15 protein-coding genes are annotated in these 22,193 nt (G+C 70.2%); 7 read left to right on the top strand and 8 right to left on the bottom strand.

What is annotated here, in order from left to right:
* Positions 1–52 precede the first annotated feature (52 nt).
* Positions 53–1,192, top strand: coding sequence for a TIGR03032 family protein (locus EV148_RS14515; protein ID WP_131999500.1), 1,140 nt, complete (start codon positions 53–55; stop codon positions 1,190–1,192).
* A gap of 2 nt (positions 1,193–1,194) precedes the next feature.
* On the opposite strand, the gene EV148_RS14520 is transcribed toward EV148_RS14515, so the two are convergent.
* Complete coding sequence (locus tag EV148_RS14520; RefSeq protein ID WP_158287484.1) at positions 1,195–1,773, bottom strand: P-loop nucleotide/nucleoside kinase family protein; 579 nt, start codon at positions 1,771–1,773, stop codon at positions 1,195–1,197.
* 146 nt (positions 1,774–1,919) lie between these two features.
* On the opposite strand from EV148_RS14520, the gene EV148_RS14525 reads away from it, so the two are divergent.
* The 6 genes from EV148_RS14525 (at position 1,920) to rapA (ending at position 13,925) form a co-directional block, all read left to right on the top strand.
* Complete coding sequence (locus EV148_RS14525; protein WP_131999504.1) at positions 1,920–4,109, top strand: bifunctional serine/threonine-protein kinase/formylglycine-generating enzyme family protein; 2,190 nt, start codon at positions 1,920–1,922, stop codon at positions 4,107–4,109.
* A gap of 69 nt (positions 4,110–4,178) precedes the next feature.
* Positions 4,179–4,865: a DUF502 domain-containing protein gene (locus EV148_RS14530; RefSeq protein ID WP_131999506.1), complete on the top strand. Its 687-nt coding sequence runs from the start codon at positions 4,179–4,181 to the stop codon at positions 4,863–4,865.
* A gap of 369 nt (positions 4,866–5,234) precedes the next feature.
* Entirely contained in the window at positions 5,235–7,256 is a 2,022-nt protein-coding gene (locus EV148_RS14535; RefSeq protein WP_131999508.1) for a M13 family metallopeptidase, read from the top strand.
* Between the two features lie 53 nt (positions 7,257–7,309).
* Positions 7,310–9,349, top strand: a complete 2,040-nt coding sequence (locus tag EV148_RS14540; protein WP_131999510.1) for a M13 family metallopeptidase — start codon at positions 7,310–7,312, stop codon at positions 9,347–9,349.
* Positions 9,350–9,608: 259 nt separating this feature from the next.
* On the top strand, positions 9,609–10,871 hold the full coding sequence (locus EV148_RS14545) for a choice-of-anchor tandem repeat NxxGxxAF-containing protein (RefSeq protein WP_131999512.1): 1,263 nt from the start codon (positions 9,609–9,611) through the stop codon (positions 10,869–10,871).
* Between the two features lie 207 nt (positions 10,872–11,078).
* The gene (rapA, locus tag EV148_RS14550) at positions 11,079–13,925 is read left to right on the top strand and encodes an RNA polymerase-associated protein RapA (protein WP_131999514.1); all 2,847 of its coding nucleotides are present in this window, start codon (positions 11,079–11,081) and stop codon (positions 13,923–13,925) included.
* A 144-nt stretch (positions 13,926–14,069) separates the two neighbouring features.
* Here the strand turns inward: rapA and EV148_RS14555 are convergent, their stop codons facing one another.
* From EV148_RS14555 to EV148_RS14585, 7 genes are all read right to left on the bottom strand, one after another.
* Positions 14,070–14,861, bottom strand: coding sequence for an SGNH/GDSL hydrolase family protein (locus tag EV148_RS14555; protein WP_131999516.1), 792 nt, complete (start codon positions 14,859–14,861; stop codon positions 14,070–14,072).
* Positions 14,862–14,863: 2 nt separating this feature from the next.
* A complete protein-coding gene (gene accD / locus EV148_RS14560; RefSeq protein ID WP_131999518.1) occupies positions 14,864–15,730 on the bottom strand; it encodes an acetyl-CoA carboxylase, carboxyltransferase subunit beta in 867 nt (288 codons plus the stop codon).
* 132 nt (positions 15,731–15,862) lie between these two features.
* Positions 15,863–16,666 (bottom strand): tryptophan synthase subunit alpha, encoded by an 804-nt coding sequence (gene trpA, locus EV148_RS14565; protein WP_131999520.1) that lies wholly within the window; start codon positions 16,664–16,666, stop codon positions 15,863–15,865.
* Positions 16,663–17,874 (bottom strand): tryptophan synthase subunit beta, encoded by a 1,212-nt coding sequence (gene trpB, locus EV148_RS14570; protein ID WP_131999522.1) that lies wholly within the window; start codon positions 17,872–17,874, stop codon positions 16,663–16,665. The genes trpA and trpB overlap by 4 nt, the downstream gene beginning before the upstream one ends.
* Positions 17,875–17,879: 5 nt before the next feature.
* Positions 17,880–18,512, bottom strand: coding sequence for a phosphoribosylanthranilate isomerase (locus EV148_RS14575; protein WP_241988107.1), 633 nt, complete (start codon positions 18,510–18,512; stop codon positions 17,880–17,882).
* The gene (truA, locus tag EV148_RS14580; RefSeq protein WP_131999526.1) at positions 18,509–19,276 is read right to left on the bottom strand and encodes a tRNA pseudouridine(38-40) synthase TruA; all 768 of its coding nucleotides are present in this window, start codon (positions 19,274–19,276) and stop codon (positions 18,509–18,511) included. Before truA ends, EV148_RS14575 begins: the two co-directional genes overlap by 4 nt.
* A 196-nt stretch (positions 19,277–19,472) precedes the next feature.
* A complete protein-coding gene (locus EV148_RS14585; protein ID WP_131999528.1) occupies positions 19,473–22,160 on the bottom strand; it encodes a FimV/HubP family polar landmark protein in 2,688 nt (895 codons plus the stop codon).
* Between the last annotated feature and the right edge of the window lie 33 nt (positions 22,161–22,193).

A 22,193-nucleotide genomic window follows, 5' to 3' on the forward strand; every position in this document is an offset into this window, starting at 1 on the left:
GCAGCCCGCGCCGCGTGTGGCACGATCCCATCCCCGCAAACGCCGACCCGCCATGACCAGCTACGACACCCCCGCCGCCCACGCCGACGCCACGCCCGCGCCCTCCGTCGCCGAGGTGCTCGGCAGCGTGCACACGACGAACTTCCCGGACCTGCTGCGCCAGCTCGGCGGCTGCCTCGTGGTCAGCACCTACCAGGCCGGCAAGCTCGTGATCCTGCGGCCCGACGGCGCCAGCATCAACACGCATTTCCGCAACTTCGTGCGGCCGATGGGCATGGCCGCGGACAACCAGCGCCTCGCGCTCGGCACCGCGCTCGAGATCGCCGAGTTCCGCAACATGCCGGCGGTAGCCAGGCGCCTGCAGGACCCGCCGCGCCACGATGCCGTCTACATGGCGCGCCGCGTGCACCTCACCGGCGCGATCGACATCCACGAGATGGCCTGGGACAAGCACGGCGACCTCTGGTTCGTGAACACGCTGTTCTCGTGCCTGTGCACGCTCGACACCAAATCGAGTTTCGTGCCGCGCTGGCGCCCGTCCTGCGTCACGCATTACGCACCCGAGGACCGCTGCCACCTCAACGGCCTGGCGATGCGCGACGGCCGTCCGCGCTACCTCACCGCGCTCGGCGAAACCAACGAGCCGCAGGGCTGGCGCGTCAACAAGCGCGACGGTGGCGTGCTGTTCGACATGGCCGGCAACAAGGTGATCGCGCGCGGCCTGTCGATGCCGCATTCGCCGCGCTGGTACGACGAGCGCCTGTGGGTGCTCGAGTCCGGCCGCGGCAAGCTCGTCACGATCGACCCGAAGACCGGCGCGAAGACCGATTTCGCGAGCGTGCCCGGCTTCGCCCGCGGGCTGGACTTCCTCGGCCCGATCGCCTTCATCGGCCTGTCGCAGCTGCGCGAGACGAACGCGTTCACCGACATCGAGATCACCGAGGACAACCGCGACCGCCAGAGCGGCGTCTGGGCCGTGCACATCGGCACGGGCAAGACCATCGCGCTGCTCAAGTTCACCGGTGGCGTGCAGGAGATCTTCGCGGTGCAGGCGCTGCCCGGCGTGCTGTTCCCGGAGATCATCCACGAGGGCGAACTGCTCGCGAGTGCCTACGCCCTGCCGGATGAAGCGCTACGCGAAGTCGCGTTCACACCGGCGCCGGCCGCGGCGCAGGCGCCCGCCGGCGGTTGACGTCAGGCCGGCGCGCCGCTCAGGCGCGCGCGCACCGCGTCGACGGCGCGGCGGCACATCGCGTCGGCCGGCAATGATGCATCGATGCGCACCGCATCGGCGGGTGGCGCGTCGAATCGCGCCGCCACCGCGTCGACGAGTTCGGGGCTGCGGTCACGCGCCGGGTGCGCGCGCCGCAGCACGTCGTCGGCGACGCGGCGGCGCGCGAGCGCCGGCGTGCATTCGAGCACGAGGGCCATCGCGGAGAAGCGCTGCCGGTGCGCGAGCTCGCGCAGACGTTCGTAGTCCTCGCGCCGCGAGAACGTCATGCCGTCGATCACGCTCGACGCGCCGAGCAGGGCGTTGATCTCGATCGCGAGCAGCACGCCGCGATAGGCCGCGCGCTTCTCGATGAAGCTGTACTCGCATTGCGGGAACATCGCCGCGCGGACTTCGTCGCGGCAGACGCGGCGCAGGCCGAGTTCGGCCACCAACGCGCGCGCGACCGTGCTCTTGCCCGCGCCGGGCAAGCCGACGAGGGCGACCGCGAGTGGCGGCGCACCGGTCCTCGCTTCAGGCGCGGGTGGGTCGTCGTCGTTCACCGGTCCGTTCGTCCACGTCCAGCAAGGGGCACCGGCGCAGCGGTCGCAGCCTCGATAATGTGGCGCGCGCCGCGTTTTCCGGCGGCGCGATGCGCGGCGCCGCCGCCGGTTCGCTAGAATTGTGGCCCTGACGCCATGCGATTGCCATGACCTACCTCAAGCAACCGTTCACGATTCCGGGCTATCGGCTGATCGGCCGTCTCGGCGTGGGCGGCATGGCGACCGTCTATCTCGCCAGCCAGGAATCGCTGTCGCGACTCGTCGCGATCAAGGTGCTGGCGAACGACCACTCCGGCGACGAACTCGTGCGCCGTTTCGAAAACGAGGCGCGCACGATCGCGCGCCTGGACCACCCGCACATCGTGCAGATCCATGACGTCGGTCGCACCTCGACCGGCCAGATCTACTACACGATGCCGTACCTTTCGAACGGCGACCTGTCGACGCGCAACATCCGCGACGATCCCGAACGCATCCTCGCGGTCATGCGCGCGCTGGTCGAGGCGCTCGGCTGCGCGCACGACCACGGCATCGTCCACCGCGACGTCAAGCCGGAGAACGTGCTGTTCGACAAGCTCGACCGGCCGATGCTCGCCGACTTCGGCATCGCGCTCACCGGATCCAAGCAGCAGCGCGTCACGCGCGAGGGCGCGACGATCGGTTCGTCCGGCTACATGAGCCCGGAGCAGGCGCGCGGCCAGCCGATCGACGGCCGCTCGGACTTCTACAGCCTCGGCGTCCTCTGCTACGAACTGCTCACCGGCGAAATGCCGTTCCAGGGCGGCGATGCGCTCGCGGTCGCGCTCGCCCACATCGAGAAGCCGGTGCCGCGCCTGCCGGTCACGCGGCGCATCTGGCAGCCGCTCATCGACAAGGCCCTGGCCAAGCATCCCGACGCGCGTTTCCAGAGCGCCGAGGAAATGCTCGCCGCGCTCGACATCGTCGCACGCCGCATGCGCGCGACCACGCCCAGCGGCCTGGGCCGCCGCTTCAAGGCGCTGGTCGAACGCATCGTCGCGATCCCGCGTCGCCGCCGCGCGCTCGCGCTCGGCGGGCTCATGGCGGCGACCCTGGTCGCGCTGGTCGCGCTGTCGCCGCACGTCGCCCAGCGCACCGCTTTGCACGCGGGCGGCGCCGCCGGCACGCCCGCGGCGGTCGCCGCGCGCGATGCCGATCCGCTGGCGGGTGCACGCGCGCAGCACCTGCAGCAAGCCGACGACCTCATGTCGATCAACCGCCTGGTCGAACCGGCCGGGGCGAGCGCGGCCGACGAATACCTCGCGGTGCTCGCGGCCGAACCGCAACAGGACGATGCACGCAAGGGCCTCGCGCGCATCTTCGAACGACTCGGCGCGCAGGCCCGCCAGGCGATCGCCGACGACCACGCGACCGAGGCGACGCACGCGATCGACCAGGCCGACGGGCTCGCGTCGCGCGCCGGTGCGGTGGTCGCGGAGGCGCACGCCGCGTTCGCGAAGGCCGTCCATGACGCAGTCGAGCAGCGCCGCGCGCGCACCCGGGATCCGCTCGACCCGAGTGCGCTGCACGCGCTCAAGCCGCTGCTGCCCGCGCTGGCCCGCGTCGATGCGGCGCAGGCGAAGGCGATCGAGGCGGCGCTCGCCCAGTCGAAGGCGCGCCTGCGCGTCGGCGCCGTGATCCGCGACGATGGCGGCCCCGAGATGGTCGTCATGCCGGCCACGCGCGGCTCAACGCCGTCGATCGCGATGTCGGTCGACGAAGTCACGCGCGGTGCATACGCCGCCTTCGCCAGGGCGGCCGGCCGGCCGGTGGCACGCTGCCGCGCATCGCAGAACCTCATCGCGCTCGTCGCCTCGCGCGGGATCGACTGGCGCCACCCCGGCTTCGAGCAGGGGGACGACCACCCCGTCGTCTGCGTGAGCTGGGCGGACGCGAACGCCTATGCACGCTGGCTCGGCGAACGGACCGGCGCACGCTATCGCCTGCCGAGTTCGAACGAATGGCTCGCGGCGGCGCGCGCCGCCGGCAGTGGCAAGGGCTGTCGCGCGGCGAACATCGAGGCACGGCGTGGCTGCAACGACGGATACGAGCACACGGCGCCGGTCGGCCGCTTCGGCACGAGCGCGCCGGGCCTGCACGATCTCGCCGGCAACGTCAGCGAATGGGTCGACGTGTGTGCGAATCGCGGCCGCGGCGGCGAGGATTGCGGCGAACACCGCTTCCGCGGCCTGTCGTGGCGCGACGACGACGAGGAATCGAACCTCGACCGCATCGACAGCGCGCCGGCCGACGTCGGCTACGCGAACGTCGGCTTCCGCCTCGTGCGCGAGCTGCCCGCCGTGGACGCGGCGCAGTGAAGCATCCGCGCGGCGCGCCGCACGCGCCGATCCGCTACGCTCCATCCTGACACCGACCGCGCCTCCATCATGCGACCGCTCTACGTCCAGCGCTACCTGCTCACCGGCCTTCTCACCTTCATCCCGGTCTGGTTGACCTGGATCGTCTTCAAGTCGATCTTTTCGCTGCTGTCGCAGTTCAACCTGCCGTGGGTGTCGGCATTGTTCGAGGCATTCCCGGACACGCTCGGCCGCCTGCACCAGGAATGGCTCATGTCGCTGCTCGCGTTCATCGTGACGGTGGTCGCGCTGTACGTGACCGGCTTCGCCGCCAACCGGGTGTTCGGCCAGCGCCTCATCGGCGCGTTCGAGAGCGTCATCGAGCGCATCCCGGTCGCGCACAGCATCTACGGCGGCGCGAAGAAGCTCATGACGATGCTGCAGCACAAACCGAGTGGGACGCAGCGCGTCGTGCTCATCGACTTCCCTTCGCCGGAACTGAAGTCGATCGGTTTCGTCACGCGCGTGTTCCGCGACGCCAGCGGTATCGAGTTCGCCGCCGTCTACGTGCCGACGACACCGAACCCGACCGGCGGCTACCTCGAGATCGTGCCGCTCGACCGCCTCGTCGCGACCGACTGGAGCGTCGACCAGGCCATGGCGTTCATCCTGTCCGCCGGCGCCGCCGGCCCCGACCCGCTGCCGTTCGAACTGGGCCGCAAACCGCGTCACGCCCCGGCTGAGGCTGCATCCCCGCGCCCGTCAGGAAAGGACTGAAACACCTAGGAGACGAAGGAAAGGGGAAAGCTCGAGACACCGAGCGCGCAGAGAAAGGCACGATCCCTCTCGTTTGAAAAGCTCTTCCTCGTGTGCTCCGGGTTTTAATCCGGATCATCGGTTTTTCCTTCGTGTCCTTCGTGTTTTCAGGCTCTGCTCTTCCGCGCGAGCGGGATCCCCCGTCCAGTCGCAGGCCGAGACGGAACCGGCTTGGCCCTGCCCTCCGGCGGCGCCGAAACCGGCGGTCGGCCGGACCCGGCGCGTAAACCATTGTAAAGTGCGCGCCGCCCGCCGCAGTGACCTTAGACACTAGGCGATCCTGCGGTCGGCACCCTAGCCTGACTGCCTTTCCCCGTACCGGAGCGACGCATGCCTGCATGCAGGATCCGCGTGCTGGCCGCCGCCCTCGCCCTGGGGACGGCGGGCGCGCACGCCCATACCAACGAGCGTGGCCTCGACGCGCAGAACATGGACGTGGCGACGCCTGCGTGCAGCGACTTCTTCCAGCACGCCAACGGCGGCTGGCTCGCGTCGAACCCGATCCCCGCCGAATACAGCCGCTGGAGCCTCGACGACGAACTGCGCGAGCGCAACCTGGCGCTCCTGCGCGGCGTGCTCGAAGATGCCGCCGCGCACCCGGGCGAGGCGGGCAGCACGACGCAGAAGGTCGGCGACTTCTACGCCTCGGCGATGGACGAGGCCGCGGCCGAGGCCGCCGGTTACGGGCCGATCAAGCCGGACCTCGCGCGCATCGCGGCGCTGAAGACCGGCGCCGACGTCGCCGCGCTCGTGCGCAGCTGGCACGCGCAAGGCATCCCGGTGCTGTTCGACTTCGGCCCGCAGTCCGACATGAAGGACGCGAACCGCATGATCGGCTACGCGATCCAGGGCGGCCTCGGCCTGCCCGATCGCGACTACTACACCCGCACCGACGCGAAATCGAAGGAACTGCTCGGCAAGTACCGCGCACACGTCGCGCGCATGCTCGCGCTGGTCGGCGACGCGAACGCCGAGGCCGAAGCGGGCTGGGTCGTCGACCTCGAGACGACGCTCGCGCGCGCCTCGCTCGACCGCGTCGCGATGCGTGATCCGCAGACCTACTACCGCATCGCCACGCTCGCGCAGGCCGACGCGCAGACGCCGCATTTTTCCTGGACCACGTTCTACAAGGAGATCGGCCGCGCGGACGTCACGCGCTTCTCGCTGCCGCACCCGAAGTTCTTCGCGGCAATGGACGGCGCGCTCGCCAAGGTGCCGGTGTCGCACTGGCAGGCGTACCTGCGCTGGCACCTCGTCGATTTCGCCGCGCCGTCCCTGAGCAAGGCGTTCGTCGATGCCGACTTCGACTTCCACGGCCGCACGCTGCGTGGCACGCAGGAACTCAAGCCGCGCTGGAAGCGGGCGATCGACGCGACCAATGACGCGCTCGGCTTCGCCGTCGGCGAGACCTATGTCGCCAAGGTGTTTCCTCCCGAGGCCAAGCAACGCGCGCAGGGGCTGGTGAAGAACCTCGCCGTCGCGCTGCGCGCACGCCTCGCCAAGCTCGACTGGATGGGCGAGGAAACCAAGAAGGCCGCCTACGCCAAGCTCGACACGCTGGTGCCGAAGGTCGGCTACCCCGACGTCTGGCGCGACTACTCCGCGCTCACGGTCCGCCGTGGCGACCATTTCGCCAACGTGCGCGCCGCCGCGGCATTCGAGGCCAAGCGCCTCGCCGCGAAGATCGACAAGCCGGTCGACCGCAGCGAGTGGGGCATGCTGCCGCAGACGGTCAACGCGTACTACGACCCGCAGCAGAACGAGATCGTTTTCCCCGCCGCGCAACTGTTGCCACCCTACTTCGACGCGCAGATGGACGATGCGGTGAACTACGGCGGCATCGGCTCGGTGATCGGCCACGAGATGCTGCACGGTTTCGACGACGAGGGCAGCCAGTTCGACGCACAGGGCAACCTGCGCGACTGGTGGACGAAGCAGGACCGCGAGCGCTTCGTCGCGCGCACCGGCAGGCTCGTCGAGCAGTTCGACGCCTACGTGCCGATCGACGACCTGCACATCAACGGCAAGCTCACGCTCGGCGAGAACATCGCCGACCTCGGCGGTCTCGAGGTCGCCTGGGATGCGTGGAAGCTCACCGACGACGGCAAGGCGAATGCGAAGCGCGACGGCCTCGACGGCACGCAACGCTTCTTCCTCGCGTTCGCGCAGGCGTGGCGCACGCAGCAACGCCCCGAAGCGCTGCGCCTGCAGGTGCAGTCGAACGAACACGCGCCGGCGAAGTACCGCGTCAACGGGCCGGTGAGCAACATGGCCGCGTTCGCCCGGGCGTTCGCGTGCAAGGCCGGTGATCCGATGGTGCGCGACGCCGCACGCCGCGTCGACATCTGGTGAACAACATGCCGCGGCCGGCGTCGCGGCGACGAATGTCCTTGGAGAAGAGAAACATGCGCAAGCAGCTGAACAAGACCCTCGCGACGGCGATCTTCGCCGCGCTTTCCACCACCGCGATCGCGGCATCGAGTGCGCCCTCGTTCGACGTCAACGAACTCGACGCGAAGATCGCGCCGTGCGCCGACTTCAACGGCTTCGTCAATGCGAAGTGGGTCGCCGCCAATCCGATCCCGTCCGACCGCACGCGCTGGGGCGCGTTCGACCAGCTGCGCGAACACAGCCTGCAGACCCAGCGCGCCATCGTCGAAGCGGCCGCGCTCGGCGCGAACAAGGCCGAGGCCGGTTCGATCCAGCAGAAGATCGGCTGGTTCTACCGCTCCGGCATGGCCGAAGGCGCGATCGAGAAGGCGGGCCTTGCGCCGGTGAAGCCCGAGATCGCCAAGATCGACGCGCTGAAGACGCCGGCGGATATCGCCGCCTACATCAACGATTCGTCGTCGCGCGGCCAGAACGGCCTGTTCGCGATCTTCACGTCGCCGGACTTCAAGAACTCGAAGATCCAGATCGCCTACGTCGCCCAGGGCGGCATCGGCCTGCCGACGTCGGAGTACTACACCAAGCCGGACTACGCGGAACTGCGCGCCGCCTACCAGGCGCACGTCGCCAGGGTGCTCGAGCTCGCCGGCGACAAGCCGGACGCGGCGAAGAAGGCGGCCGAGCAGGTGCTCGCGTTCGAAACGCGCCTGGCCAAGGCCTCGCTCGCGCCGGTCGAGCTGCGCAAGCCGGAGAACCAGTACCACTTCGTCACGCTCGCCGAAGCGGACAAGGCGAGTCCGAACTTCTCCTGGACGAAGTTCTTCGTCGCGCAGCACGCCGACATCCAGGGCGGCTTCTCGCTGTCGCAGCCGGGCTTCTTCGCCGAAGTCGACAAGATGATCGCCGACGTGCCGGCTGGGGAGTGGCGCACCTACCTGCGCTTCCACGCGATCGACTCCGCCTCGCCGTACCTGTCCAAGCCGTTCGCCGAGGCGCACTTCGCGTTCTACAACAAGACGCTCAACGGCCAGAAGGAGCAGGAACCGCGCTGGAAGCGCGTGCTGTCGACGATCAACGACGCGATGGGCATGGCGCTGGGCCAGCTCTACGTCGAGAAGACCTTCCCGCCGGAGTCGAAGAAGCGCGCGCTCGAGCTCGTCAACAACGTGAGTGCAGCGCTGAAGACGCGCATCGAGAACCTCGACTGGATGAGCGAAGCGACCAAGCAGAAGGCGCTCGAGAAGTGGTCCACGTTCCTGCCGAAGATCGGCTATCCGGACAAGTGGCGCGAGTGGTCCGGCCTCGAGGTGAAGGCCGATGACTACTACGCCAACGTGCTCGCCGCGAGCAAGTTCAACTACGACTACGAGATCGCCAAGGCCGGCAAGCCGACCGATCGCCTCGAGTGGGGCATGACGCCGCAGACGGTCAATGCCTACTACAACCCGACCGACAACACGATCAACTTCCCGGCCGCGATCCTGCAGCCGCCGTTCTTCGACGCCAATGCCGACGACGCGATCAACTACGGCGGCATCGGCGCGGTGATCGGCCACGAGGCGACGCACGGCTACGACGACGAAGGCAGCCAGTTCGACGCGCAGGGCAACAATGCCAACTGGTGGACGAAGGAGGACCGCGAGAAGTTCGACGCGCGCACCGCCAAGCTCGTCGCGCAGTTCGACGGCTACGAGCCGCTGCCGGGCAAGCACGTCAATGGCCAGCTCACGCTCGGCGAGAACATCGCCGACCTCGGCGGCATCAACGTTGCCTACGATGCGCTGCAGATGGCGCTGAAGCAGAGCCCGGCGGAAGCGGCGAAGAAGATCGACGGCTACACGCCGCAGCAGCGCTTCTTCCTCAACTTCGCGCGCATCTGGCGCGGCAGCATCCTGCCCAAGCGCCAGGAAGTGCTGCTCAACGCCGACCCGCACGCGCCGGCGAAGTACCGCGCGATCGGCGCGCCGTCGAACATGCCTGCGTTCGCGCAGGCGTTCTCGTGCAAGGCGGGCGACGCGATGGTGCGTGGCGCGGATACGCAGGTGAAGATCTGGTGATGGCACGCGGCTGACCGCGATGTCCACGACGGCCGCGCGCGAGCGCGGCCGTTTTTTTTCTGGTACCCGTCGTAGCGCTGCCCTCGGGTGCGATGTTCCGCCAGCTGCACGTCGATCTGCGCGAATACGGCTGGGATCGCGATCCGCGCACGCCCGCGCGACGCGAACCGTTCAGGCTGGTCTAACGGATTCTTCGTGCCCGATCCGCTATGGTCGCGGACGCGCCGGACAGCGGCGCTTCACCCCTGGGTCATCCACGATGAAGGCATGTCATCTCGCGATCATCACGCTGTTCGCCGCGCCCGGCCTGCAGGCGGCGCTTCCGTCCTATGAAACCATCGAGCTGCAGGCGCGCAGCAACCTGCTCGTCAACGACAAGGGCTGGAACCTGCCGCCGGGCTCCTCGTTCAACAGCATCAGCGCGTCGATCAACGCGAACGCCGAGGTCGCGTTCCGCGTCCAGGTCGTGCCCGACGCGGGCGATCCGGGCTTGTCGCGGCCCGGCGTCTGGCTCGGCGCGCATGGCGACGGCGGCCTCGTCTACGTCGGGGACATCGACGCGCTCATCGACAACGACGCCTGCATCAACGACGCGGGCGACATCGCATTCACGATTTCGGCGACCGGTTCCGGCAACGCGCTGTACCTCTACGATGCCGCTACCGGCAGCGCCAGCGCGGTGAACACCCTGCCGGTGATTCCGAATTCCTACCAGGCGCCGTGCGTCAACGCGAGCGGCGCCATCGGCTTCCAGGCGAGCTTCTCGGGCGGCCGCGCCTACGCGGCGCGACTCGGCGGCACGACCACCATCTACGCCCGCGACGCCGCGGTCTCGCCGGGCAGCCCGTACACCTACCTCTACACCCCGTCGTTCAACGTGGCCGGCACGATCGCGGCGAAGGTCGCGACGTCGGCGGACCAGTTCACCGAGGTCGAGATCCGCACCTTCGCGAGCGACGGCGGCTCACGGCGCCTGCTCGCGAACCAGGCGACCGACGCCACATCGCCCTATTCCAAGTTCGACAACAGCCTCGCGCTCGCCGACGACGGCACGATCGCCGTCATCGCGACGCGCGCCGCCGACAACCGCCGCGTCGTGCTGCGCAGCGACGGCACGACGACGACCGAGATCGCCGCGGTCGATCCGGCGGGCACGATCCTCGAACTCGACTCGTTCCCGCCCGCGATCAACAGCGCGGGCTGGGTGGCGTTCCGCGCGCGCGACGCGCAGGGCCAGGCGATCTACCTCGGCGACGGCCAGACGCTGCTGCGCGTCGTCGGCAACGGCGACGTCGTCATGACCGACCAGGGACCGGCGCAACTCGGCCAGCACGACAGTTCGCCCGTGTTCTCCGGGCGCCCGTCGATCAATGCGCGCGGCGACATCGCGTTCGTCGCCGGCGTGTATCCGCAGGGCGACAACTCGGTCGAATGGGGCAGCGGCGTGTTCGTCGCCTACGCGACACCGACGGTCAAGGATCTCATCTTCGCCGACGGTTTCGATCCCCTGCCCGGCCGCTGAACGTGGCCCGGGCTCCGGCACGCCGGGTAACGGCGACCGGGCCGCGCCGCGAGCACTGCAACGCCGCAAATCCTGCTGCCGGCGCTTGTGTCGACGGGGCGGGACCGGTGCGGCGCTGCGGCACGTTGCCGTGCCGGAAAGCGCCGGGAGACTATGCTTCGCGGGCCGCGGCCGCGATAATCGCACTCCCTTTGCGCTGCTCCGTCCATGGCTTTCGTTCCCGGTCAACGCTGGATTTCAAACGCCGAGCCCGAACTCGGCCTCGGCACCGTCGTGCGCCTGGACGGCCGCACGGTGCAGGTGCTGTTCGCGACCGCGGGCGTGCTGCGCCACTACGCCAAGCAGGCGGCGCCGCTCGCGCGCGCGGAGTTCCGCGTCGGCCAGAAGGTCAGCGGCCAGAAACAGGCCTTCGTCGTCGAACGCGTCAGCGAGGCGGGCGGCCTGCTCACCTACCACAATGGCACGCGCGCCCTCGCCGAGTCCGAGCTCGACGATGCGCAGCCGGTGTCGCGCGCGGACGAGCGCCTGCTGTCGACGCGCGTCGATGCACCGGACCGCTTCGATTTCCGCCTCGCGGCGCTGCGCCGCCGCGCCGCCGCGATGCGCTCGCCGGCATGGGGCCTCGCCAGCGCGCGCATCGACCTCATCGCGCACCAGTTGCGCGTCGCCGCGATCGTCGCGCAACGCAGGCCGCCACGCGCGCTGCTCGCCGACGAAGTCGGCCTCGGCAAGACGATCGAGGCCGGCATGGTGATCGCCCGCCTGCTCGCCAGCGGGCGCGTCGCGCGCGTGCTCGTGCTCGCCCCGCCGAGCCTCACCGCGCAGTGGTTCGTCGAACTGCTACGCCGTTTCAACCTGCCGTTCGCGCTCTACGACGAGGAACGTTGCGAGGCGATCGAAGTCGCCGATGGCGCGCGCAATCCGTTCGACGACGAGCAATGCGTGATCGCCGACGTCGACTGGCTCGCGGATGCCCCGAAGCGCGCGGCGCAGGTGGTCGCAGCCGACTGGGATCTCGTCGTCGTCGACGAAGCACACCACCTCGAGTGGTCCCCGGACGCGGCCAGCCCCGCCTATGCGCTGGTCGAACGCCTCGCCGCGCGCGCGCCGGGGCTCGTGCTGCTCACCGCGACGCCGCAGCAGCTCGGCCGCAGCGGCCACTTCGCGCGCCTGCGCCTGCTCGATCCCGCGCGCTACACCGACCTGGAAAGCTTCACCGCCGAGTCCGACGGCTATGCCGCGCTGTCGGCGGTCGCGACGAGCCTGCTCGAGGCGGCGCCGCTCGACGCCGGCGTGCGCAACGCGCTCCCGGCACGCTTCTCCGGCGACGCGGAACTCGCGCGCCTGCTCGCACGCTACGACGAGGACCGCGCGGCGACCGCGCCGCTGCTGCTCGACGCGCTGATCGACCGCCACGGCACCGGCCGCGTGATGTTCCGCAACCGCCGCGCGCAGATCGGCGGCTTTCCCAGGCGCGTCGCGCGCATCGACGTGTTCGACGGTGCCGAACTCGACGACGCCGCGCGCCAGCGCCTGCTCGCGGAATTCCACGCCGACGCGCAGGCCCATCCGCCCGCCGGCGAGATCGACTACGCGAACGACCCGCGCCTGCCGTGGCTGGTCGCGTTGATCGACCGGCTCGCCCCGGCCAAGCTGCTGCTGATCTGCCGCACGCAGGCGAAGGTGCTCGCGCTCGAAGAAGCATTGCGCACGCGCAGTGGCGCCAAGGTCGCGCGCTTCCACGAAGGGATGAGCATCCTGCAGCGCGATCGCAACGCGGCGTTCTTCGCCGAGGGCGACGGCGCGCGCGTGCTGCTGTGTTCGGAGATCGGCTCGGAAGGTCGCAACTTCCAGTTCGCCCACCACCTCGTGCTGTGGGACCTGCCGCTCGACCCGGACCTGCTCGAGCAGCGCATCGGCCGCCTCGACCGCATCGGCCAGCGCCACGACATCGAGATCCACGCCGCCGCGTTCCACGGTACCGCGCAGCACGCATTGTTGCGCTGGTACCACGAAGGCCTCGACGCCCTGCACGGCAGCCCGTCCGACGGCCGCGAGATCCTGCGCCGCTTCGGCACGCGCCTTCTCGCCGAGGCGGAGCGGCACGCGCTCGGCGGCGAGGACCCGGACGTCGAGATCGACGCGCTGATCGGCGAGACCGCGGCAACGCACCGCGAGCTGTCCGCCATCGTGCAGGCCGGGCGCGATCGCCTGCTCGAGCTCGCGACCGAGCGCCAGGCGCGCGAACTGCCGCTTGCTGACGCCTTGCGCGAACAGGACGCCGACGTGGGCGCCGACGAATTCATCCTCGCGCTGTTCGAGCAGTTCGGCATCGACGCCGAGGAAACCGGACCGCGCACGGTCGTGCTCGATCCCGAGTACCTCAGCACCGACGGCTTCCCCGGCCTGAAGGATGGGCCGCAGCAGGTCACGTTCGACCGCGCGACCGCGCTCGCGCGCGAGGAACTGCCGCTGCTGCGGCTCGACCATCCGCTCGTCATCGGCGCGCTCGACCTGCTTCTCGAGAGCGAACAGGGCAATGCGGCGATCCTCATGGACGCGGCACTGCCGCCGCGCACGGCGCTGCTCGAATGCGTGTTCACGCTCGAGTGCGTCGCGGACCGCGCGCTCGACGTGCGCCGTTTCCTCCCGCCGCTGCCGCTGCGCACGGTCGTCGACACGCGCCTCAATGCTCGCACCGACTACGTGCCGAACACGACGAGCCTCGCGCGCGCGCGCGAGCAGCCGATCGACGCCGCGCGCCATCGCCCGTTGCTCGCCAAGCTCGTGCCGCCGATGCTCGCGGCCTGCGAGACCGAAGCGCGGCGCCTCGCCGCGACCGAAGTCGGCCACGCACTCGCCGCGGCGCAGCGCGAACTCGAGGCGGAGCAGGCGCGCCTCGCCGCGCTGGCGAAGGTCAATCCGTCGGTGCGCGAAGGGGAGATCGCCGCGATCGCGAAGGAACTCGACGACCTGCGCCACGCACTCGCGACCGCCGCGCCGCGCCTCGACGCGATCCGCTTCGTGTGCAGCGCGGACATCGCCGCGCGCTGAGCCATTGCGAGCAATCGCCGGGTCGCCGACACGGACGGTCGCGGCCGACGTGCATGGCAGACCGCCCCCGATGGTGATATGCGCCGCGCTTGTGTGGGGCGGAGGCCGCGATGCTCTCGCGACGCGTGGCTCGCGTTGCCGGGCTCAACGCGACCGGTTCGCCGCGTCGACCGCGCCGCGCAGGACCGCCGGCGACGGCGGCGCGCATTCCTGCGCAGGCGCGGATTGCGACGAAGCGAGGCTGCCCTCGTCCGGATGTGCGTCCTGCCAGCGCACGCGGCAGGTTTCCGGCAACGGATCGGGCACATGGGCACGCTCGTCCGTGATCGCCCGCGCAAGCACGGCCGCGGCGACCCAGGATCCCGCCGTATCGGGATGGCCGTCGTCGAGCCATGGACGCACGCGGCTGCGCGCGATGAAGCGCTGCATCGCCGCGCCGACGTCGGCGAATGGCATGTCGCAGTCCTTCGCCGCGCGCGCACCGGCCTTGCTGAGCGCGGCCTGCGCGTCGGCGGCCCCCTGCCAAGTTCCGAACCAGACCGGTCGGGCGCCGGCCTTGCGCACGAGCGCCGCGGCTTCGCACATCGCCGCGGTGGAACCGGCGCACTCGCGGTCCTCGCGACCGCACAGCGGATAGCCGCCGCGATCCTGCAGCACGACCGCGTCGTAGTGCGTACGCGCGAGTTCCTGCTGCATCGTGCCGCGATCGAGGTGCTCGCGCATCGTCGTGCCCGCGCCGGCGATCATCGAGGTATCGAGCACGACGTCGCCGGCGGCGGCGAGCGCCGCGGTCATGCGCGGCAGGTCGTTGTAGTAGACGAGGCTGTTGCCGACGAACAGTACGCGGCGCGGCGCCGGCGCCGCGGTGGCGGCGACGGACGGGATGCCCGCGAGCAACGCCCACAGCAGCGCGCGCAGGGGGCGCGCCCGTCGCACGCTCAGGCGGCCGCCTTCGGCTGGCGCATGAGCAGCGCGAGCACGGCGGCGAGCTTGTCGCGCATGTCGCGGCGGTCGACGATGAGGTCGATCGCGCCGTGTTCGAGCAGGAATTCCGAGCGCTGGAAGCCTTCGGGCAGGGTCTCGCGCACGGTCTGCTCGATCACGCGCGGGCCGGCGAAGCCGATCAGCGCCTTCGGCTCGCCGACATTGACGTCACCGAGCATGCCGAGGCTCGCCGAAACACCGCCGGTGGTCGGATGCGTGAGCACCGACACGAACGGCACGCCCGCATTGCGCATGCGCGCGAGCGCCGCCGACGTCTTCGCCATCTGCATCAGCGAGAACAGGCCTTCCTGCATGCGCGCGCCGCCGGTCGCCGAGAAGCAGACGAGCGGCACGCGCTCGGCCAGCGCGAGCTCGGCCGCGCGCGTGAACTTCTCGCCGACCACCGAGCCCATCGAGCCGCCCATGTAGGAGAACTCGAACGCGCACGCGGCGAGCGGATTGCCCTTGAGCGTGCCGCGCATCGACACGAGCGCGTCCTTCTCGCCGGTCTGCTTCTGCGCCGCGGCGATGCGATCCTTGTACTTCTTCGAATCGCGGAACTTCAGCGGATCGGTCGGCTCGAGGCCGGCATCCAGTTCCTGCGTGCTGCCTTCGTCGAAGAACGCGGCGAGGCGCACGCGCGCGCGGATCGCATGGTGGTGGCCGCACTTGGGACACACCATCAGCGCGGCTTCGAGCTCCGGCTTGTACAGCACGGCGCCGCAACCGTCGCACTTCTCCCACAGGCCTTCAGGCACCTTGCCCTTGCCGGTGGTCGACGAGCGCGCGCGTGGGCCGACCAATTTCTGCAACCAGTTCATAGGTCATCCTCGGCCGTCTTCCGTGACGGCAAAGATCAAACCGGCATCCATGCCGAGGGGATTCTTGTCGTCCTCCATGACGACGAAGACAGACCGGCATCCATGCCGGACATCTCGAGTGGAGCAAAAAACCTAGGTCCGCCTGTCCAGGGCGGCGCGGATCGGGGAGAGGAACGCGCGGGCGCGTTCGGCGGCCTCGTCCGCATGCGCCGCACCGGCGAGCCGCTCGACCAGTGCGCTGCCGATCACCACCGCGTCGGCGAACTCGCCGATCGCCGCCGCCGACGCCGCGTCGCGGACGCCGAAGCCGACCGCGACCGGCGTGCTCGCCTGGCGCCGGATCGCCGCGACGCGCTCTCGCACGTCGCCGGTGCTGAGTCGGTCCGCGCCGGTGATGCCGGCGAAGGACACGTAGTATAGGAAACCCCGCGCAGCCGCGCAGACTCGCGCGAGGCGCTCCCCGGTGGTGGTCGGGGCCGCCAGGAAGATCTGGGCCAGGCCCGCGTCGCGCAAGGGCGCGGCCGCGGCGATCTCCTCGACCGGGCAGTCCACCAGCAGCACGCCGTCGACGCCGGCCGCGACCGCGTCCGCGGCGAAGCGCGCGGCGCCGTGGATCTCGACCGGGTTCATGTAGCCCATGAGCACGACCGGCGTCGCCGTGTCGCGCAGGCGGAACTCGCGCACCCAGTCGAAGATGCGCGCAAGCCCGACGCCCTTGGCGAGCGCACGCTCGCTGGCGTGCTGGATGACCGGACCATCCGCCATCGGGTCGGAAAACGGCACGCCGAGCTCGATGAGGTCGGCGCCCGCCTCGACCAGCGCGTGCATGACCGGTACCACCGCCTCCGGTGACGGATCACCTGCGGTGAAGAACGGAATGAGGCCGGTCCGCTCGCGCGCGGCAAGCTCGACGAATCGGGCATCGATGCGGCTCACAGCGAAATCCCCTCGCGCGCGGCGATCGTATGCACGTCCTTGTCGCCGCGCCCGGACAGGTTGCACAGGACGAGGCGATCGTGCGGCAGCTCGCGCGCGAGCTTGATCGCCTGCGCGACCGCGTGGCTCGATTCGAGCGCGGCGAGAATGCCTTCGCTGCGCGCGAGGCGGTGGAACGCGGCGAGCGCTTCGTCGTCGGTGACGCCGACGTAGTCGGCGCGACCACTGTCCTTGAGGAAGGCGTGTTCGGGGCCGACACCCGGATAGTCGAGGCCGGCCGAGACCGAATGCGTTTCGGTGATCTGGCCGTCGTCGTCGCACAGCACGTAGGTGCGGTTTCCGTGCAGCACGCCCGGCCTGCCCGCGGCGAGCGACGCGGCGTGGTGTCCCGTCGCGATGCCTTCGCCCGCGGCTTCGGCGCCGACGATGCGCACGTCGCGGTCGTTGAGGAATGCATGGAACAGGCCGATCGCGTTGGAGCCGCCGCCGACGCAGGCGGTGATGACGTCGGGCAGCCGGCCGTACTGCTCGAGCATCTGCGCGCGCGCCTCGCGACCGACCACCGCGTTGAAGTCGCGCACCATCTGCGGGTACGGATGCGGGCCTGCGACCGTGCCGATGATGTAGAACGTGTCGGCGACGTTGGTCACCCAGTCGCGCATCGCTTCGTTGAGCGCGTCCTTGAGCGTCTTCGAACCCGACGTGACCGGCACGACTTCGGCGCCGAGCAGCTTCATGCGGTAGACGTTGATCTTCTGCCGCTCGATGTCGGTCGCGCCCATGTAGACGACGCAACCGAGGCCGAAGCGCGCGCACACGGTCGCGGTCGCGACGCCGTGCTGGCCCGCGCCGGTCTCGGCGATGATGCGGCGCTTGCCCATGTGGCGCGCGACCAGCGCCTGGCCGATCGTATTGTTGATCTTGTGCGCGCCGGTGTGGTTGAGGTCCTCGCGCTTGAGCAGGATCTGCGCGCCGCCGACTTCGCGCGACAGGCGCTCGGCATGGTAGATCGGCGACGGGCGACCGACGTAATACTTGAGGTCGCGCTCGAACTCGGCGATGAACGCGGTGTCCGTGCGCAGGCGCCGGTAGGCCGCATCGAGTTCCGCCAGCGGCGCGATCAGCGTCTCCGCGACGAACGAACCGCCGTAGTCGCCGAAGCGGCCGCGCGCGTCGGGATACATCGAGTAGTCTTCGATCCTTTGCATGGCTCTCACTTGCCGATGGCCGCGTCCGCGTTGCGCACCGCCTCGACGAAGCGGCGCATGCGCGCGGGATCCTTGATGCCGGGAGCGGTCTCGATGCCGCTCGACACGTCGACCGCATAGGGTCGCACGAGCGCGATTGCCTGCGCCACATTGTCGGCGGTGAGGCCACCGGCGAGGATCGTCGATCGGCCGAGGCGCGGCGCGCGCCGCCAATCGAAGGTCTCGCCAGTGCCACCGAGCGCACCGAGCGCATGGCTGTCGAGCAGGAAGCCGCTCGCCGCGGGATGCAGGCCGACGTACGCGACCGCATCGTCGACCGATGCCATCGGCACCGCCTTGACGTAGCGGCGCGAGAAGCTCGACGCGAACGAGCCCGGCTCGGCGCCGTGGAACTGCAGCAGGTCGGGTTGCACGCCGGCGATCACTTCCTCGATCCAGCCCGGATCGTCGTCCATGAACAGCGCGACCGCCATCATGAACGGCGGCAGCATGCGGCGGATCTCGCGCGCCTGGCTGATGCCGATGAAACGCTGGCTGCGTCGCGTGAACACGAGGCCGATCGCCTCGATGCCGAGATCGACCGCGAGCCGCGCATCCTGCGGACGCGTGATGCCACAGAACTTGATGCGCGTGCTCAACGGGTCACCTCGGGAGGAAGATTCCATTCTGCGGGGTAGCATGGCGCGAGGAACGTCAGCCCCGACGCCGGCGCGGTAGGGCCCGCGACGCTGCGGTCGCGCCCCTGCAGCAACTCGGCGAGCCACGCCTCGCTGCGCTCGCCGCGGCCGATCGGCAGCAGCGAGCCGACGATGTTGCGCACCATGTGATGGAGGAACGCATTCGCCTCGATGTCGATCGCGACTTCGTCGCCGTCGCGCGCGACGGCGATCGCGTGCACGTTGCGCATCGGCGAATTCGCCTGGCACGCGACGGTGCGGAATGCGCTGAAATCATGCTCGCCGACGAGCACCTGCGCCGCGCGGTGCATCGCCGCGACGTCGAGCGGAACGCGTTCCCAGGTCACGAAGCGCGCGGCGAGCGCCGCGCGCACGGTGCGGTTGAGGATCGTGTAGCGGTAACGCCGCGCGCGGGCGCCGAAGCGCGCATGGAAGCCGTCCGCGACCGGCCGCGCCCACAGCACGGCGACGTCGCGCGCGAGCCGTGAATTTGCGCCGAGCACCCAGGCGCGCTGGCTGCGCGTCGCGTCGGTGTCGAAGTGCACGACCTGGCAGCGCGCGTGCACGCCGGCGTCGGTGCGCCCGGCGCACGTCACTTCGACCGGGTGCGCCGCGACGAACGAAAGGGCCGCTTCTACCTCGCCCTGGACGCTGCGCCCGTGCGACAGGCGCTGCCAGCCCGAGAAGTCGGTGCCGTCGTATTCGATGCCGAGGGCGAGGCGCATGAGAAGCCGTGATTGGTGATTGGTGATTGGTGATTCGTGATGGTGATTCGGAAGAGCGTAGATATCGCTGCGTGCAGTGTTCGCGGGGACCGGCCGCTGATCGAAAAAAGGGGAGCCGGGCTCGCCCGGCTCCCCTTGGATGAATGCGGGTCCGTGGTTCTAACGAATCACGAATCACCAATCCCGAATCACGGCTCTAGCGCAGTTCCGAGATCAGGCGATGCGCTTCGGCCTTCTGCGCGTCGTTGCCTTCGGCGACCACTTCCTCGAGCATCGAGCGTGCACCGTCCGGATCGCCCATGTCCATGTAGGCCTTGGCGAGATCGAGCTTGGTCCCGATCGCGTCCTCGCCGGCGAAGAAATCGTCGTCCAGGGTCGTTTCCTTCATCGCGGGCGCGGGCTCCTTCGCAGCGGGCATGGGCGCCGGTTCGGGCACCTTGGTCGCCGGCGCCTCCAGCGGCGGCAGGTCGTCGAACGTGAACGCGTCCGCAGCCGGTGGCGGTGGCGGCGTGTGCGCATGCGTGGCCGGCGGCGCATCGGCGAAGCCGAAGCCGTAGTCGTCCTCTGCCTGCGTGCCCGCCGCGGTCGCGGGCGCGACCGGCGTGTCCGCGTGGCCGAAGCCGTAATCGTCGGTGTCGAGCGCCGGGCGCTCCGCGGTGTCGGCGAATGCGGACCCCGAATCGTATGCATGGCTCGTCGCGAACAACGGATTGTGCGGCGCGAGCTCCTGCCCCATCGCCTGCGCCTCCTGCCATTCCGGCTGGTTCGGATCGGTGACATAGGCGTGCATTTCGGCCGCCGTGTCCTCGAACCGGGCCACGTCGCGCTCGGCGTAGTAGAGGCTCAGCAATTCCAGGTACAGGCCGACGTTGCCCGGCTCGCGCTCGATCTGCTCGCGCAGCGCGGTGGCTTCCGCCTCCATCACGTCGCTGGTCGCGCCGCCGCCGACCGGCGAGTCGCCGAAGGCGTCGGCGATCGAGGGCCGGTTGCCGTTCGTGTCGGCCGGCACCGCCTTGCGCTTGCGCATGCCGAAGAGGCCGAGCAGCACGAGCAGCACGCCGCCGCCGAGAGCCGCGGGCTTGACCCATGGCGCGTCGTACCAGGCCGGCTCCGGCTGCGTCGCAGGGGCCGGCTTCTTCGCCGTCGAGGCGGGCGTCGGCTTGGCCGAAGTCCCGGTCGTCGCCGTGGTCGGCGGCGTGGCCGGCAACGGCGTCACCGTCGCGCCACTGGCCGGCGCAGCCGTCGGCGGCGTCGAAGCGGGCGTCGTCGATGCGCTGGGCGCCGGCGTCGACGCCGGCGTGGTCTTGCCGTCCGCGGTCGACGTGGCCGTCGCGGGCACCGCCGCGGTCGTCGCATCAGGCGTCGATGCGGGGGGCGTCGAACCCGACGCCGGCGCCGACGGAGACGATGCGGGCGCCGCAGGCGACGCCGTGCTCGTCGTCAACGGCGTCGCCGCGTGCGTGTCGGTCTTCGCGACGTCGGTACCGGGCGTGGTCGCCTTGCCGGCATCGCCCCAGATGTCCTTCTTGTCGATCGCCGTGTCCTTGGCGCTCGACGCCGGAGTCGTCGGCGCCGTCGCCGCGACCGGCGTCGCCGTCGTGGTGCCGGCCGGCTTGCCCGCGTTCTTCGCGGCGGCGTCGGCCTTGGCCTGCAATTCCTTGAGCTTCTGCTGCAGGTCGGCGATCTCGGAGTCCTTGAGGCTGATCAGGCGGTCGTTCTTGCCCTTGAGGTCCTCGAGTTCCTTCACGCGCGACTTCAATTCGGTCGCTTCCAGTTCGCGCGCGGCAAGGGCTTCCTTCGTGCGCGCGAGTTCGCGCTTGGCTTCGGCGTTCGCCGCCGCGCCGCTGCCGCTGCCGGGCTGGTCGGCCATCGCGACGCTGCCCTTGCCCGACTTCGGCGGCACGAGTTCGAGGCGCTCGCCACCGCCCCTGGCCTCGGCGCCAGCCGTGCTGGTCTTGGCAAGCTTCGTTTCCTTCGGTGCCGCCGTCACGGGTGCCGGCGCTTCGCTGCTCGACGCGACGCGCGTCGGCGCCGCGCGGCCACCGCGCCAGTCCTCGACTTGCGCGCGGACCTGCGCGGCCGCCTCGCTCGCCGAGCCGATCGCCTTCGCCTCGTCGGCGCTCGGGATGCGCAGGATCGCTCCCCGCTTGAGCGCGTTGATGTTGTCCTTGTAGAACGCGTCCGGATTGTTCTTGAGCAGCGCGAGCATCATCTGGTCGAGGTTGACGCCACCGTCCGGGCGCGCGGCGCGCGCGATGCCGGACAGCGTTTCGCCTTCCTTGACCGGGCCGTATTCGCCTTCCAGCACCTTGCGCGGCGCGGCAGCGACCGGCGCGGGCTTCTCGCGCGGCGTCGCGGCCGGTTTCTCGGCGACGGGCGGCTTCTCCGCCGCGGCGACCGGTTCCTTCTCGCGCCGCGGCGTCGCGGGCGCGCGCGTGGCCGGCGTCGGCGCGGCTGCGACCGCTGCCGGGGCGCTGCGCGAAGGCGCGGTCACCGGCGGGTCGAGCAGCACGGTGTATTCGCGCAACAGGCGTCCCTTCGGCCAGTTCGCCTCGACGAGGAAGTCGAGGTAGCTGTCGTGCACGGGTTCCTTGCTCGTCACGCGGATGACGACCTGGCCGCTCGCACTCTTGCCGACCGAGAAGTCGAGCGGCACGTTGAGGTGGCTGCGCGAGATGCCCACGCGCTCGAAATCCTCCGCGGCGGCGAGGCTCACGAGCAAGCCCTCCGCTTCGCCGGCCGTGCCCTGGATCACCGGGATCTCGGCGTCAAGCGGCTGATTGAGCTTGGATTTCACATGGACGGGGCCGAGGCCCAGCGCGAGCGCGTTCGTTCCGCCCAACGCGAGCGCGATCGCAAGCGATAGTTGCAGCGGTCGTTTCATCTAGGCATGCCCCCCGGAGGCGTAGGGACCCGT

Source organism: Dokdonella fugitiva (genome assembly GCF_004342425.1).
Taxonomy (GTDB): Bacteria; Pseudomonadota; Gammaproteobacteria; order Xanthomonadales; family Rhodanobacteraceae; genus Dokdonella_A; species Dokdonella_A fugitiva.